Below are 13,945 nucleotides of genomic sequence, written 5' to 3' on the forward strand. Positions count from 1 at the left end.
GTGCCCTATGGCTCATATAGAGCATATAGGACGGTGAACTGTTACGCCCCACCTCCCGTGCTATGGTGCTCGGCGACCGTCCTAACGCCTCTGCAATCGCCCTCAGGCTAAAACCCCTTGCCTTCAACTCCGTTATCCTGACCCTCTCTTCCAAATTAAGTTGCTTATATCGTCTCTCCATAAACACTTAGGGTAACTCCTTCGTAGCCCCAAGTGTTGCACTTCCTCATTGAACTGGCGAAGTAAAAAGCCCCCTATCAAAAAAACAACCTGATATAATTCAGATACCCAATGCGGCGTTTTTTCACTTAATGTTAACTTTCTTACGTACTTTTTAAAATGGTAATTAAGGCTGAGCTTTTGCAATAAAGGAATAACGTATTTTGCAATTACTGGAAAATAAAATCCATTTTTCAATTTTCCATTGAGCCAGTTGATAACCTTATCCATCATCTTTTTCAGTGTTATCCTGTCCTTTCGTTGTCCCCGACTCATAAAGAAAATCTCCTTTGCCATTATCTTAAGCAGGCATCTCTTTCCTGTCAAGGGAATTTCATATTACACACCCCTGACCCCTCTTAATAGAGGGGAAAAGAGTTTGCCACATATCATAAAATCCGTGAAATTGTCAAGATGAAGGATTTCAGGTGAAGGATTTCATCTTGACTGCTTCATCCCCTTCTGATTTAAGCTATAGCAGTGGGTTAGTATGCCACCACACTGTAAGGTAAAGCAAAATGAAAACCATGAAATGAGAAAAACTTAATGAAGAGAGATTTCATCCGTAGTAAAAAAAGGAGATGGAAACGATTTTAGAAGATTTTACACAGAAGATTTTACACTACCATTCTGTTATCATAAAAAATATGAAGGTTATCGTTGCAATGAGTGGTGGTGTCGATTCCTCAACTGCTGCATATCTACTTAAAAAGCAAGGTTATGAGGTTAGCGGACTGAGCTTTACACTTATGGAGACAAGGGGAGTGAAGGACATTAACCCAAATATATGTTGCTCTATAAAGGCAATAGAGTCTGCATCCCAGAGTTCAAGGCATATAGGAATCCCTCACTCGGTAGTCGATTTAAGGGCAGAGTTCATCCAACATGTCATAGAGCCTTTTATAGAGGCATATTCAAATGGCATCACGCCAAACCCGTGCATACTCTGTAACAGGTTTATCAAATTCCCATATCTTTTAATGGAGGCTGAGGAAAAAGGTGCTGACTTTATAGCAACAGGACACTATGCAAACACAGCCCCTTCTCTCAGAAAAGGCATTGACCAAAGGAAAGACCAGTCATATGTGCTTTATGCCTTGAAAAAAGAGGAGTTAAGAAGGCTCATACTTCCACTTGGAGGTCTAAGGAAAGACGAAGTAAGGGCAATTGCAAAGACTCAAGGGCTTCCCTCGGCAAGTAGACTCGAAAGCCAGGAGATTTGTTTTATAAAGGATAAAAACTATAGCAGTTTCATAGGCAGTTTTCTACCCCAAAAGGAAGGACCGATAATAGATACAAAGGGCAATGTCATTGGAACCCATAAAGGTCTTTATCGCTATACGATAGGACAGAGAAAACGGCTCGGTATTTCATCTTTAGAGCCTCTTTATGTAAATAAGATAGATACGGCAAACAATGCCCTTTATATAGGAGCAAGGAACATGGCATTAAAAAAGGAGTTCCTTGTCTCAGAGGTCAACTGGCTTATCCCAAAAAGGGAGGACTTCAGGGCAGGCGTAAAGATTCGCTCCATGATGCCTGATAAGTCGGCAACTGTATATATAATGAATGATGACACAGTAGATGTCCTTTACGATGAGCCTGAGTGGGCACCTTCGGCAGGGCAGTCCGCAGTGTTTTACGAAGGGGATATGGTTATTGGTGGAGGAGTGATTCAAAGCCCATAGTCTTTCCATCTTTCATCCACAAGTCTTTTGACCTCCTCTGACATCTCTATATCAGGAGGCCAGTTTCTTTTAAATCCATCCGAGGGAAGTTTCTTAGTCGCATCGATTCCCATCTTTCCTCCATATGCAGGTATGTCCGATGCATGCTCAAGCACATCGAGTGGGCCTTCAACGATAACTACATCCCTTTTAGGGTCAACATTGTTTCCCATTCTCCAGATGACCTCAGAGGGGTTATGAACATCAACCCATTTGTCAACGACGACAATCATTTTTGTAAAACTCATCTGACCCATTCCCCAGAGGCTGTACATGACCTTTCTTGTCTGACCCGGATATTTCTTGTCAATGGAGACAACTGCTATGTTATGAAATACTCCTTCTATTGGAAGGTTTATGTCCACAATATCTGGAATCTGTTTTTTAATTAGAGGAAGAAAGATTCTCTCGGTTGCCTTTGCAATGTAGCAATCCTCCATAGGAGGTTTCCCAACAATGGTCGTTGGATATATTGCATCGTCCCTCATGGTTATACATGTAAGGTGAAACACAGGGAAGACATCCGAAAGGGAGTAATATCCCGTATGGTCTCCGAATGGTCCCTCTGTTTTTCTTTCTCCTGGCTCGCAATATCCCTCAAGTATAATCTCCGAATTAGCAGGCACCTCGAGGTCAACTGTCTCGCACCTGACCATCTCAACAGGAGACTTCCTCAGAAACCCAGCAAGAAGCATTTCATCGATGTCAGGTGGAAGAGGGGCTGTGGCTGAATACATCACAGTTGGGTCTCCGCCCAATGCCACTGCAACAGGAAGCCTCTGATTCATCTCTTCTGCCTTTCTAAAGTGTCTTGCACCGTCTTTATGCATATGCCAGTGCATACCCGTTGTCCTTCCATCATAGACCTGCATCCGATACATGCCACAGTTTCTTATGCCTGTTTCAGGGTCTTTTGTGAATACTAAAGGAAGTGTGATGAACCTTCCACCATCGAGAGGCCATGTCTTAAGAACAGGCAGTATATCGAGCGAAGGGTTGTCTTTTATTATGACCTCTTTGCATTGCCCTCCTTTTACATACTTTGGAAGAAAATCGGAAAGCCTCTTTAGTTTTGGCAGTGCCTTAAGTTTCTCGATGAGGTTAGTGGGTATCTCTGGCTCTATGAACTCAAGCATCCTTTGACCAATCTCATCGAGGCTCTGGACTTCAAGGGCAAGGTTCATCCTCTCGGTTGAGCCAAAGAGGTTTAGGACGCAGGGGATTCGTGAGCCAATAGGTTTTTCGAATAAAAGTGCAGGACCTCCTGCCTTTACTACCCTGTCGTTTATCTCTGCCATTTCAAGATGAGGGTCAACAGGAACAGTTACCTTCTTAAGCATGCCCTTTTGCTCAAGCAGAGCAATAAATTCCCTTAGGTCTTTATAAGCCATTAGATGAGTATAGCATAACTGGGTCCTGTGTATTGACTACCACAAAACAGTCTGTTAATATACAGAAACCTGCTCAGAGAGATACCCTCCCTCTTGTGCAGGAGACCCGGGGATAAGTCCCCCGCTTCCCCGGGTCAAACTTAATCTTTAAGCGAAATAGCATCCACAGGGCAGTTCTCCTCAGCCGCCTCGCAACAGCCAACAAACTCGCATGCCTCTGGGTCTATGACCTCTGCCTTTCCGATGGTCTCATTCAGGTAAAAAACAGCAGGGCATATCTCCTGACATGTCCCACATCCAATACAAAGCTCCTCATCGACATAAGGTGTCAAAGCCCTGCTACATCCATCAGGAATCTCTCATATCCCTTTGAGATATTGTCCCATGTGTAGTCCTTTGCATATGGTCTTGCCTTATCAGCCATCCTGTGTCTCAGGACATCGTCTTTAAGGAGAAGGTTTATCTTTTGAGCTAAATCTTTTGATGAGCCTGTCTTAAAAGAGATGCCAAAGCCACCTTGTATTGCAAAGGAAAGCTCAGGTATGTCGCTTACTATAACAGGCCTTCCGCATGCAGCTGCCTCAAGAACAACAATGCCCCACCCCTCAAACCTCGATGGCAAAACAAAGACCTTTGCAGCCCTCAGGACATCAATCTTTTCCTCCTCGGAAAGAAATCCCCTAAAGACGACATTTTTAAGTTTTAGCCTTTGAGCCAGCTCTTTTAGCCTTTGCTCATCCCTTCCCCTTCCAACGACAAAGAGCAATGTATCTACCCCTTTCATTGCATCGAAAAGACTGTCGAGACCTTTGTTTTTGATATGAAGCCTTCCTATATAAAGGATATAATCTCCTTCTTCTGATAGCTCGGACATAAGGAGATTGCTATTTATCCCAGCTGGAAAAACCACTGTATGCGAAAGTCCAAGCTTCTTTTTCGTTCCCTCTGAAAGAGCAGTTATACGGCTAAAAAGCCTTGGATAAAATGCCTCTATAAGAAAAAAGGGAAGCCCTAAAAACCACCACCTCTTAAAAATTCCCCAGCCTTCTTTGTGGTTTACATGAAGTATGACAGGTTTTTTTGTGAGAAACCTTGAAAAAACAGGGTTCCATGGTGCAAAGTCCTCGACAACGATGTCAAATTCATCACCATGCCTTTTCAAAAACCTTCCTGCATGAAATGCATAGGAAAATGTGGAAAGGATATAGTTTCTGTCAGTGCCTAAGAACTTATATTCTATGCCTCCTTCTTTATAGGCAGAGGAGCCCGGATACATCCCGCTTATGATTGTTATCTCATGCCCTTTCTCTGAAAGCCTTCTGTAGAGCTCATAGACCCTGACAGCGCCTCCTCCGCCAACCCACGGATTAGACATGTGGTCATATATAAGGTGAAGTATCTTCATGCGTTCTCACTGACACTCTGCCCAGTTTCTGCCTGAGCTAATCTCGACCTTAAGAGGTACGGAAATAAGATACGGCTTCATTTTGCAGACCCCCTCCATCTCCTCTTTTACAATCTTTATGAGCCCGTCTTTTTGTTCCTCTGGAGACTCAAATAAAAGTTCGTCGTGAACCTGAAGAATGAGCGGGCAATGCCCTCTCTTGAACCGTTCTAAGTCCCAGAGCCTATTAAATATCTTCACCATTGCAATCTTAATAATATCAGCGGCTGTGCCCTGTATAGGTGCATTTATGGCAAGCCTTTCTCCAAACTGCCTTGTCAGTGCGTTTTTGCTTTTAAGCTCAGGCACAGGCCTTTTCCTTCCAAAAAGTGTCTTTACATATCCATTTTCTCTTGCCTTATCGATGGCTTTCTCTATATATGCCCTGACACCTGAATGTCTTTCAAAATACTGCTTTATATAGATTTCTGCCTCTTCTTTTGAGATGCCTAATGCCTCGGAAAGTCCAAATGGCGTTATGCCATAGATTATTCCAAAGTTTACTGTCTTTGCAACCCTTCTCATATCCTCTGTAACCTCATTGGAAGAAATGCCGAATATCTGACTTGCTGTCTCTGAATGAACATCAATGTCCCTCTGAAATGCACTAATGAGTAGAGAATCACCGCTCATATGAGCCATAACCCTTAATTCAATCTGTGAGTAATCAGCAGAGATTATAATATTGCCTTCCTCTGCAACGAATGCCTCTCTTATGCGTTTTCCCCAATGTCCTCTTACTGGTATATTCTGAAGGTTAGGCTCTTTGCTCGAAAGCCTTCCTGTGGCAGTAGCTGTTTGCTCAAATGATGTATGAAGCCTTCCTGTCGCAGGGTTTATGAGTAGTGGCAGGGCATCCACATAAGTGCTCTTTAGCTTAAAAAAACTTCTCCAGTTAAGTATCTCTTTTGGCAATTCATGGGTTTTTGAAAGCTCCTCCAAGACTGACATTTCAGTTGAATAACCTGTTTTTTTCTTTTTCCCCGGCTTAAGTCCTAAGACATCGAATAGCACCCTTCCTAATTGCCTTGGCGAATTAATATTGAACTCTTCGCCTGAAAGGAAATATATTCTTTTTTTAATGGCACTTAGCTCCTCTGAAAGCTCTTCTGAAAGGCTTTTGAGGATTTTCGTATCAACCCTTAGCCCTGTCTCCTCCATCTCGGAAAGGACATAGATAAGAGGCATCTCTATCTTGAGGTAGAGATTGTCAAGCCCTTCTTCTTTGAGTTTCTTAGAGAATATCTCTTTGAGCTTAAGGCTTAGCTCTACATTTTCACATGAATAGTCTCTTGCCAGATGAATTGGGACATTGTCAAATCCCTTTTTACCTACTACCTCCATGAATGTCCTTTTCTTTATCGAAAGCTCCTCGAGGCTCAGGCTCTCGAGACTGTAATCCCGAAGCATCGGGAGGGGATTTAGGAGATAGGCACACACCATTACATCATAAAGCACTCCCTGAACCCGAATCCCTTGTTTTTTAAGAATCCGCACAATGCGTTTAAGGTCATGCCCTGTTTTTTCGATAGCTCGATTTTCGATAATGGGTTTTAGCACTGAAAAGGCATCCTCTTTTTTAATCTGCTCAATCACTCCTTCGTATGAGTGCATAAGCGGTATATAGGCAGGAGTGCCTTTTTCGGTTAGGACCGAGAGCCCTATTATTTCATCGGGCTCGGTGCCTTTTCCCTGTGTCTCTATGCTTAAGGCAAGCTCTTTTTTTATGGCATCCACAAAGTCTTTTAAATGGCTTAGGGTGGATATTGTCTCATACTGCCTCGAAGGAGAAGGACCACCCGGTATAAGGGACATGAGAGAGGTAAATTCGAACTCCTTAAAAAGCCTTAAAACAGCCTGCCAATCAGGCTCTCTTAAGGACATGTCTTTAAGCTCTATGTCTACTGGCACAAATCTGTCTATCTCGGAAAGCCTTCTGCTTAGCTTTATCAAGTCTATATTATCCTCGATGAGTTTTCTTATTCTTTGTTTTTTAATTCTTTCGGGATGGGCTATAAGCTCATCGAGGCTTTTAAATTCACTAAGCAGTTCCTTTGCAATCTTCTCGCCAATGCCTTTCACACCGGGTATGTTATCAGCCGCATCTCCTGTAAGTGCCATAAACTCCGTAACCCTCTCAGGGAAAACCCCAAACCTTTCTTTTACATACTCTTTTTCAAACACTACACCTTTCATCGGGTCATAGACCTTTATAGAGTCATCGATAAGCTGAAGCATGTCTTTGTCTCCTGTGACTATGAAGACATCCATGCCCTGCCTCGATGCCTTCTCTGCCACGGTTGCTAATACATCGTCTGCCTCATATCCTGAAACCTCTAAGACATTGATATTAAATGCAGAGAGCATCTCTTTGACAAAGGGCATCTGTTGCCTTAGCTCATTCGGGGTCTCGGGCCTATGTGCCTTGTAGTCTTCAAAGAGTATGTGTCTTTCCGTAAGAAGGGGTGAATCAAAGGACACGGCAATGGCATCAGGCTTCCTCTCCCTCAGGAGCTTAAGAAGCATACTCGTAAAACCAAAGATTGCACTTGTGGGTCTGCCCCTTGAGTTAGTAAGCCCCCTGATTGCATAAAAGGCTCTATAGACATATGAGTTTCCATCGATTAGATAAAGATTCATCAATAAAGTTTAGCATAGATAGGCATTTCTATCGTGATACAAAAATGTTAAATTAATCTATGAGCAGGATTTCTGTTTTAATCAGCAAACCTGTTATCCACCTCATCCTAATAGCCCTCATCGGCATTCTTTTATATTCAAACACATTCAATTCCCCTTTTCAGTGGGATGAGGAGGATTTTATCTTTGGAAACCCTATTGTAAAAGACCTCAGTTACTTTTCAGAGCCTTCAAAGGCAAAAGGGCTTGAACTTTACCCCGCACTTAAAAGCAGATATATTGGCTACCTTACATTCGCACTTAATTATAAACTTCATGGCACTGAAGTGGCTATCATGTCTTTAATCTTACAATTCATATCCTGAATGCTATGCTTATGTATTTTCTTGTTGTGCTTACTTTCAGGACACCTTTTCTGTTATTGCGATGCCGAAACATCGGCAGAAACAATCTCATTGCCCTTTTCTCTGCCCTCCTTTTTGTCTCCCATCCCATTCAGACAGAGGCAGTTACATACATATTTCAGAGACTTGCATCGCTGGTTGCATTTTTTTATCTTCTTTCAATTGTCCTTTATATAAAGTGGAGACTTCAGGTCACCCCCTCCCTCACCCTCCCCCATCAAGGGGGAGGGAAGTGGTGGGGGGCTTCACTACTCTACCTTGCCAGCATCCTTTCAGCCATACTTGCCATGAAGACTAAGGAAAATGCCTTTACCCTTCCTATTGTCATTGCCCTTTATGAATTCTTCTTCTTTAGAGGCACTTTAGGTAAGAGAGTTCTCCATCTCATTCCATTTCTTTTAACCATGCTTATAATCCCTATCACTCTTATAGGCATTGACAAGCCTGTTGGAGAAATAATAAGCGGAATAGAGCCTGCAACAAGAGGCTATGAGGGCATATCGAGGGCAGATTATATTCTTACTCAGTTCAGAGTTGTGGTTACATATATAAGGCTTTTGTTTTTACCTGTAAACCAGAATATAGATTATGATTATCCAGTCTATCACTCGTTTTTTGACATTCAGGTATTTTTGTCTTTTCTTTTTCTAATCTTTGTTTTTGGCTCTGCTTTTTATTTTCTTATAAGGTCTAAGTTCTCTCCAGTATTAAGGTTTATTTCATTTGGAATCTTCTGGTTCTTTATAACTCTTTCAGTGGAATCCAGCGTTATTCCTCAGTATATACTCATAAATGAATACAGGGTTTATCTGCCATCAATGGGAGTGTTTACAGCTATAGTGAATGGAGCATTTTTATTTATAGAAAGGCTTAAGGGCAAGAAGACTCAGACAGCCGTATTAGCATTTTTAATTTTAATACCGCTTTTGCTTTCACCTGCCACATATAATCGGAATGCTGTATGGAGAAGCACGGTGAGTTTATGGACGGATGTAGTAAGAGAATCTCCTTTGAAAGAAAGAGGTCATAATAATCTTGGTAATGCTTATATGGGAAAGGGGTTGACTGACAAGGCAATAGAGCATTTCCTTATTGTCTTAAAGCTAAAGCCGAATTTTTTAGAAGCACATAATAATCTCGGTTATGCTTATTTATCTAAAGGCTTAATTGACAATGCCATAGAACAGTATCAGATTGCGTTAAGACTGAAGCCGGATTATGCAGAGGCACATTATAATCTCGGCGTTGTTTACTATAAGAAAGGCTTGCTTGACAATGCCATAGAACAATATCAGATTGCATCAAGACTAAGGCCGGATTATGCAAAGGCACATTATAATCTCGGTGGTGCTTATCTTAAAAAAGGGTTTATAGATAAGGCAAGGAAAGAATTTGAGACTACTCTAAAAATAAACCTGGACTTTGAGCCAGCCCGAAAATACTTAATGGATATAAATAAAACTAATTCTCCTTATCCTAAAAAGCAGTAGTGCATAGTAGTAGCAAAGACTTATTTTATTTATCCGCCTTTGACATTCACCATGTATTTAGGTTATTTTTTAAAATGGATTTAGGCTCAAAGATTGCGCTTGTTACCGGGATTTTTACGCTAACATTTATGCTTAATCTTCCATTCGGGTATATGAGGTCAAAGACAAAGAGGTTTTCCCTTAGCTGGTTTCTTTGTATACATCTTCCAATCCCAATTATATTTCTTGGAAGACTTTTTTCGCATCTTGACATAAGATATGTCCCAATATTTATAACTGCCGCATTAATTGGTCAGATATGGGGCGGAAAACTGGAGTTTTAGTGCTTACTGCATTTCTTTCAGGCATCGGCAAGATAACGCTTAATGATATAGCTATACCTGAGCCCTCCAAAGGAGAGCTTCTGATAAAGGTGAAAACTGCCCTTACATGCGGAACAGACCTCAAGGCATACATAAGGGGATATCCCCTGATACCAATGCCAGGGCCTTTTGGACATGAGTTCTCAGGGGTTGTAGAGGAATCTATTGGTGTCTCTGCTTTTAAAAAGGGAGATGAGATTATGGCTGTGCATACGGCTCCATGTCTTAAGTGCAAATACTGTAAAGCAGGGCTTTATAACCTCTGTAAAGATATTATGGATACAAAGGTCATTGGTGCATTCTCCGAATACATCCTTCTTCCTGCGCATATAGTCAAACAGAATGTTTTTCATAAACCCAAGAAGGTAAGTTTTGATGAGGCGGCATTCCTTGAGCCTCTTTCATGCGTTCTTCATGGAATGAGAGGGCTTGACATAAAAAAAGGAGACAGGATTCTCATTATCGGTGTGGGCACTATCGGCTTGATTCATCTACTACTTCTGAAACAAAAAAGAGCGATTGTAGCAATTACGGATATAAATAAAAAACGGCTTAAGATGGCTGAATCTTTAGGTGCTGATTTCGCCTTTATGCCACAAATGGCTGATACCAAAACAAAGGCTCTAACAGATGGCATTGGTTTTGACTATATCTTTGAGTGCACAGGCAGACCTGAGGTCTGGGAGTCATCTATAAGCCTTCTTAGATGTGGTGGCACACTCATACTCTTTGGTGGATGCCCAAAAGGCACGAAGGTTTCATATGACACAGAAAGACTTCATTACGATGAGCTTACAATTAAAGGCGTGTTTCACTTTATGCCTGAGGATGTGAAAAAGGCATATGAGCTTATTTGCAAAGGAAAACTCGGATTAAAAAGACTCATATCCGGAAGGTATCCCCTTAAAGACATTAAAAAGGCATTTGATAGATTAAAAATGGGTGAGGGGATAAAGTATGCGATAATACCATGAGTTCAGGGTGATATGGGGTGTTGTATAAGGTATTGTAACCCAACCATCACCGCAATGCCTTTTTCGCCACTTCTCCATTCCTCGGTCTTTCTTTCATTCTCAAATAAGCCAACACCATAGGCTTGTAATCGTGGTGAAAGGTTAAAGGATAATTTTATGATGCCACGCCTGATTGGGTCGTCATGATAAGGATTGCCAATTCTCTGAGGCCAGTATTCTCCATAATTGACATTGCCCGACCAGTTTGTCTTTTTGTAGCTGAGATCTATATAGCCTCCAACTCCTGTGATAGGTGTTTTATTTCTGTAATATATATCCCTGTAATAGAGACTTCGGGGTATTCCATCCACACTGCTACAATCCCTGTGACAACCGTATTCGTCGTAAATAACTTCTCCTGATAAGATGAAATTGGAGTAACCAACCATGAAATCAATGCCAGCATGCCGTTTATATATCTTTTGCCTATCTGAACCAATTCCATCTTGTATTTTTCCCGAAATGCCTAATACCCACTTTTCTTTTTCCCCATTAATCCCTAATCGGGTTATAAAAGCCTTACTGGAGTTTGTGTCCTTATCCTCTCCACCATTAACTATCGCCATGTCCAGATTAAAAAATTTCAGTTTATAAAGTATGAAGACGCCTGTCTCTCGCGCAAGAATTGCTTCTGTGCGGATAAATGGGGCATCAAAGCATGAATTAGAAAAAAGTGGATAGTAAGTTTTTCCAAATGGTGTTTCTACTTTCCCTAATCTTAGGGTTAAAGTATCCTTTTTTATATGCAGGAGTAATTGAGAGATTTCAAATATGTTAGTCTCAAAGTTGGTGCGATATTTGTCGCGCTCCTTATCCCTAAGGATATTTTTACCATAAGGTAAATTAAGAAAGAACTCACCTCCTGCTTTTATCCTCCCCCAGTGAGTTTTCTCTTCCTTCCAGAGGCTGACAACAGCATCAGCACCAAAGGCCGCCTCAAGACCGCTCCATTGAATCCTTTGGTCATTAAGATAGTAACCACGAATCAATGCGCCGAGCTTGATATCGCCTGAATCTCTAACATGGGGTTCTGCTGTTAACCCCTCACCTGTTAATACAAAGATTAGTATTAGACTACTTAATGTTGAGATTCTGAGAATTCTATTCTTTCTTAATGGTATATGCCGTTTATATATCCAACAGATACAATTAAATAATAATATTTTACCCATGAGTGCAATTATATTGCCTAATACTGCATAAAATCAATATTTATTTATTGCATTGGTGCATTTACATATTTCTCTGTTTAAAGCTCTAATTTATAGGAGAAATAATGAATAAGAAAGAGTTTATAGGTAGGCGCATTCAGGAGTTGCGAAAGGCACAAGGGCTTTCTCAGGAAAAAGTTGCGGAGAGGGCAGATATAAGTCCTAATTATCTCAGCCGTATTGAATGTGGCAAAGAAAATCCGACTTTAGATATGCTTATAAAACTTGCCTCTGCCATTCAGGTTGAAATGTGGGAGATATTTGACTTTGGACATATTGCACATCATAAGGAACTCAGGAAGACAATTCAGAACCTTGCCAGAACTACTGATGAGCAGAAACTTCGTCTTGCACTAAAGGTCATAAGGGCTGTTGTCAGGTAGTCTATATATCTTTTTACCAACCATTCTCACAAATGTGATAAAATAAAAACTAATGAAGGAGGAGGTGTTTATGCCAAAAACCATAGAGGCAATATATGAGAGAGGTGTGTTTAAGCCACTCAAAAAGATACGACTTAATGAACATCAAAGAGTTGAGTTAAATGTCTTTACAGAAGCCGAAGTAGATAATATAACTAAAACAGCTCTGAGCATTATAGGAATAGGTAAAAGCTCATTTAAAGATACTGCCCAAAAACATGACGAATACCTCTATGGTAAAAAACGCCACCTTTTAAAGCGCACCCGATGACTGTATTTATTGATACGAGTGCATGGGTTGCGATTACAGACAGAAATGACCAGTATGCAAAAGAGGCAGGGCAATGGAAACTCCTTGAAAAATATAGCGACAAAGATTTCTCATTTACAGATTGCACAAGTTTTGCTCTGATGGAGCGATTAAAGATTAAAACCGCTTTTACTTTTGATGCTCACTTTACACAATACGGTTTTAATCAAATCCCTTGATTTTTGATATGGCAATAGGTTAAAGGCATTTGATAGATTAAAAATGGGTAAGGGGATAAAGTATGCGATAATACCATGAGATGGGTGAGCTAAATTTTGTTTGACTTGCTCCAATATTTTCGTTTAATCTAAGCTTTAAAGGAGGTGTATTAAATGCCGTCAACACTAAAAGATGCAATTAGCTCCATTAAGTCGTTATCTAAGCCCTCAAAGCCTGCTAAGAAAATTTCTGATGAGCTTATGGGAAAATACAAGGGGATAATTCCAGTCGGCAAGACCGCGGCTTATAAAGGAGACTGAAACTTCAACGAGCAAGCCTCTGTGGGAAGCTCCTTATAAAATCATTAAGCTCATAGAAAACAAATCTATTATTAGCACAAACATTACCAAAATATATGACTATTTCCAGTGTTTGAGTAAATATAGGAAAGTCACGCATATCAGATTCTTCAAGATTTCTCTTTCCACAGAGTATGTCTTCTACGTCGTCTCGATCTGTTTGCCCTAATGCTTTGTGAATATAAAAAGATAGCGCAAAAACCATTGTTCCTTTAACCCAAGGGTTCTCTTTATCAATAACAGATTTGCATTTGTGATATAAGATCGTACGTTCATTAAATGTGGTCAACATATGGCACCCTAAGTCTTGCATAAGGTTTAATGGTGTGTCTTTTCTCAGAACTGTCTTACAGTAACGGCTAATTACCATTGGGGCAACTTCATCGATAACCTTGTCTCTCCCTATTGGACCAAGAACTTCGAACGCTTGGCGATCCGATATGTGCAAAAGAAGATATGCTATTTCTGCGCCTGCATTAGCTTTTTGAACGTCTGTTGCGTCAATATCCTTAATAAATCTTATAGAGGGATGGTCTGGGAACATTATGGACTTTATAATAATTTCATGAAGGACAATAAAAGAGCAGTAGAGTAGAAGTGCGACAGGGCGACAGGCTGTTGGAGTTTTTTTTGATTTATTAGTAATCACCCTTTGTTCAACATTCACATGGGTTACATTTTAACCTATGGACATGGGTTACACTTTTCTTACTTTGGGACTGACCTTCCCTTTTCTTAAATCAAGAACTCCAATAGGGTGGAAGCCAAAGCGTATCTCATGGCAAGCCTCATCG

At 40.8% G+C, this 13,945-nt stretch carries 17 protein-coding genes; 9 read left to right on the top strand and 8 right to left on the bottom strand.

Annotated elements, in window-relative coordinates:
• Both HY805_01685 and HY805_01690 read right to left on the bottom strand, forming a co-directional pair.
• Positions 1–181 (bottom strand): helix-turn-helix domain-containing protein (locus HY805_01685; GenBank protein ID MBI4822926.1); only part of this gene is annotated, 181 nt, incomplete at its 3' end.
• On the bottom strand, positions 133–516 hold the full coding sequence (locus HY805_01690) for a hypothetical protein (protein MBI4822927.1): 384 nt from the start codon (positions 514–516) through the stop codon (positions 133–135). The genes HY805_01690 and HY805_01685, both read right to left, overlap by 49 nt.
• Positions 517–866: 350 nt before the next feature.
• Between HY805_01690 and mnmA the strand changes: the two genes are divergently transcribed.
• On the top strand, positions 867–1,907 hold the full coding sequence (mnmA, locus tag HY805_01695; GenBank protein ID MBI4822928.1) for a tRNA 2-thiouridine(34) synthase MnmA: 1,041 nt from the start codon (positions 867–869) through the stop codon (positions 1,905–1,907).
• Here the strand turns inward: mnmA and HY805_01700 are convergent.
• From HY805_01700 to polA, 4 genes are all read right to left on the bottom strand, one after another.
• Positions 1,895–3,337, bottom strand: a complete 1,443-nt coding sequence (locus HY805_01700; protein ID MBI4822929.1) for a menaquinone biosynthesis decarboxylase — start codon at positions 3,335–3,337, stop codon at positions 1,895–1,897. The genes mnmA and HY805_01700 overlap by 13 nt on opposite strands.
• Positions 3,338–3,477: 140 nt before the next feature.
• The gene (locus tag HY805_01705; GenBank protein MBI4822930.1) at positions 3,478–3,669 is read right to left on the bottom strand and encodes a ferredoxin; all 192 of its coding nucleotides are present in this window, start codon (positions 3,667–3,669) and stop codon (positions 3,478–3,480) included.
• Positions 3,666–4,742, bottom strand: coding sequence for a glycosyltransferase family 4 protein (locus HY805_01710; protein MBI4822931.1), 1,077 nt, complete (start codon positions 4,740–4,742; stop codon positions 3,666–3,668). The genes HY805_01705 and HY805_01710 overlap by 4 nt, the downstream gene beginning before the upstream one ends.
• Before the next feature lie 6 nt (positions 4,743–4,748).
• Positions 4,749–7,421 (bottom strand): DNA polymerase I, encoded by a 2,673-nt coding sequence (gene polA / locus HY805_01715; GenBank protein MBI4822932.1) that lies wholly within the window; start codon positions 7,419–7,421, stop codon positions 4,749–4,751.
• 59 nt (positions 7,422–7,480) lie between these two features.
• Between polA and HY805_01720 the strand changes: the two genes are divergently transcribed.
• From HY805_01720 to HY805_01735, 4 genes are all read left to right on the top strand, one after another.
• Positions 7,481–7,786: a hypothetical protein gene (locus HY805_01720; GenBank protein ID MBI4822933.1), complete on the top strand. Its 306-nt coding sequence runs from the start codon at positions 7,481–7,483 to the stop codon at positions 7,784–7,786.
• An 11-nt stretch (positions 7,787–7,797) separates the two neighbouring features.
• Positions 7,798–9,315, top strand: coding sequence for a tetratricopeptide repeat protein (locus tag HY805_01725; protein MBI4822934.1), 1,518 nt, complete (start codon positions 7,798–7,800; stop codon positions 9,313–9,315).
• A 74-nt stretch (positions 9,316–9,389) separates the two neighbouring features.
• Complete coding sequence (locus HY805_01730) at positions 9,390–9,638, top strand: hypothetical protein (GenBank protein MBI4822935.1); 249 nt, start codon at positions 9,390–9,392, stop codon at positions 9,636–9,638.
• On the top strand, positions 9,614–10,651 hold the full coding sequence (locus tag HY805_01735; GenBank protein MBI4822936.1) for a zinc-binding dehydrogenase: 1,038 nt from the start codon (positions 9,614–9,616) through the stop codon (positions 10,649–10,651). Before HY805_01730 ends, HY805_01735 begins: the two co-directional genes overlap by 25 nt.
• Before the next feature lie 2 nt (positions 10,652–10,653).
• Here the strand turns inward: HY805_01735 and HY805_01740 are convergent, their stop codons facing one another.
• Entirely contained in the window at positions 10,654–11,862 is a 1,209-nt protein-coding gene (locus tag HY805_01740) for a hypothetical protein (GenBank protein ID MBI4822937.1), read from the bottom strand.
• Positions 11,863–11,966: 104 nt separating this feature from the next.
• Here HY805_01740 and HY805_01745 point away from each other — a divergent pair, with 104 nt between their 5' ends.
• From HY805_01745 to HY805_01760, 4 genes are all read left to right on the top strand, one after another.
• Positions 11,967–12,284 carry a helix-turn-helix transcriptional regulator gene (locus HY805_01745; protein MBI4822938.1) on the top strand — a complete coding sequence of 106 codons (318 nt, stop codon included), beginning with the start codon at positions 11,967–11,969 and terminating at the stop codon, positions 12,282–12,284.
• Positions 12,285–12,354: 70 nt separating this feature from the next.
• A complete protein-coding gene (locus HY805_01750; GenBank protein MBI4822939.1) occupies positions 12,355–12,594 on the top strand; it encodes an antitoxin family protein in 240 nt (79 codons plus the stop codon).
• Positions 12,591–12,812, top strand: a complete 222-nt coding sequence (locus tag HY805_01755) for a hypothetical protein (GenBank protein ID MBI4822940.1) — start codon at positions 12,591–12,593, stop codon at positions 12,810–12,812. Before HY805_01750 ends, HY805_01755 begins: the two co-directional genes overlap by 4 nt.
• A 153-nt stretch (positions 12,813–12,965) precedes the next feature.
• Positions 12,966–13,112 carry a hypothetical protein gene (locus HY805_01760; protein ID MBI4822941.1) on the top strand — a complete coding sequence of 49 codons (147 nt, stop codon included), beginning with the start codon at positions 12,966–12,968 and terminating at the stop codon, positions 13,110–13,112.
• A 4-nt stretch (positions 13,113–13,116) separates the two neighbouring features.
• Here HY805_01760 and HY805_01765 read toward each other — a convergent pair whose 3' ends face one another.
• Positions 13,117–13,800 carry a hypothetical protein gene (locus HY805_01765; protein ID MBI4822942.1) on the bottom strand — a complete coding sequence of 228 codons (684 nt, stop codon included), beginning with the start codon at positions 13,798–13,800 and terminating at the stop codon, positions 13,117–13,119.
• Positions 13,801–13,945 lie beyond the last annotated feature (145 nt).

This window comes from Nitrospirota bacterium, from assembly GCA_016207905.1.
Classification (GTDB): Bacteria; Nitrospirota; Thermodesulfovibrionia; order Thermodesulfovibrionales; family JdFR-86; genus JACQZC01.

Excerpts from the sequence above, each read along its gene's own strand:
- HY805_01750 (MBI4822939.1), top strand. The coding sequence starts at position 12,355 with ATGCCAAAAACCATAGAGGCAATATATGAGAGAGGTGTGTTTAAGCCA.
- mnmA (MBI4822928.1), top strand. The coding sequence starts at position 867 with ATGAAGGTTATCGTTGCAATGAGTGGTGGTGTCGATTCCTCAACTGCT.
- HY805_01700 (MBI4822929.1), bottom strand. The coding sequence starts at position 3,337 with ATGGCTTATAAAGACCTAAGGGAATTTATTGCTCTGCTTGAGCAAAAG.
- HY805_01710 (MBI4822931.1), bottom strand. The coding sequence starts at position 4,742 with ATGAAGATACTTCACCTTATATATGACCACATGTCTAATCCGTGGGTT.
- HY805_01725 (MBI4822934.1), top strand. The coding sequence starts at position 7,798 with ATGTATTTTCTTGTTGTGCTTACTTTCAGGACACCTTTTCTGTTATTG.
- HY805_01760 (MBI4822941.1), top strand. The coding sequence starts at position 12,966 with ATGCCGTCAACACTAAAAGATGCAATTAGCTCCATTAAGTCGTTATCT.
- HY805_01740 (MBI4822937.1), bottom strand. The coding sequence starts at position 11,862 with ATGGGTAAAATATTATTATTTAATTGTATCTGTTGGATATATAAACGG.
- HY805_01735 (MBI4822936.1), top strand. The coding sequence starts at position 9,614 with ATGGGGCGGAAAACTGGAGTTTTAGTGCTTACTGCATTTCTTTCAGGC.
- HY805_01690 (MBI4822927.1), bottom strand. The coding sequence starts at position 516 with ATGGCAAAGGAGATTTTCTTTATGAGTCGGGGACAACGAAAGGACAGG.
- HY805_01720 (MBI4822933.1), top strand. The coding sequence starts at position 7,481 with ATGAGCAGGATTTCTGTTTTAATCAGCAAACCTGTTATCCACCTCATC.
- HY805_01730 (MBI4822935.1), top strand. The coding sequence starts at position 9,390 with ATGGATTTAGGCTCAAAGATTGCGCTTGTTACCGGGATTTTTACGCTA.
- HY805_01745 (MBI4822938.1), top strand. The coding sequence starts at position 11,967 with ATGAATAAGAAAGAGTTTATAGGTAGGCGCATTCAGGAGTTGCGAAAG.
- polA (MBI4822932.1), bottom strand. The coding sequence starts at position 7,421 with ATGAATCTTTATCTAATCGATGGAAACTCATATGTCTATAGAGCCTTT.
- HY805_01755 (MBI4822940.1), top strand. The coding sequence starts at position 12,591 with ATGACTGTATTTATTGATACGAGTGCATGGGTTGCGATTACAGACAGA.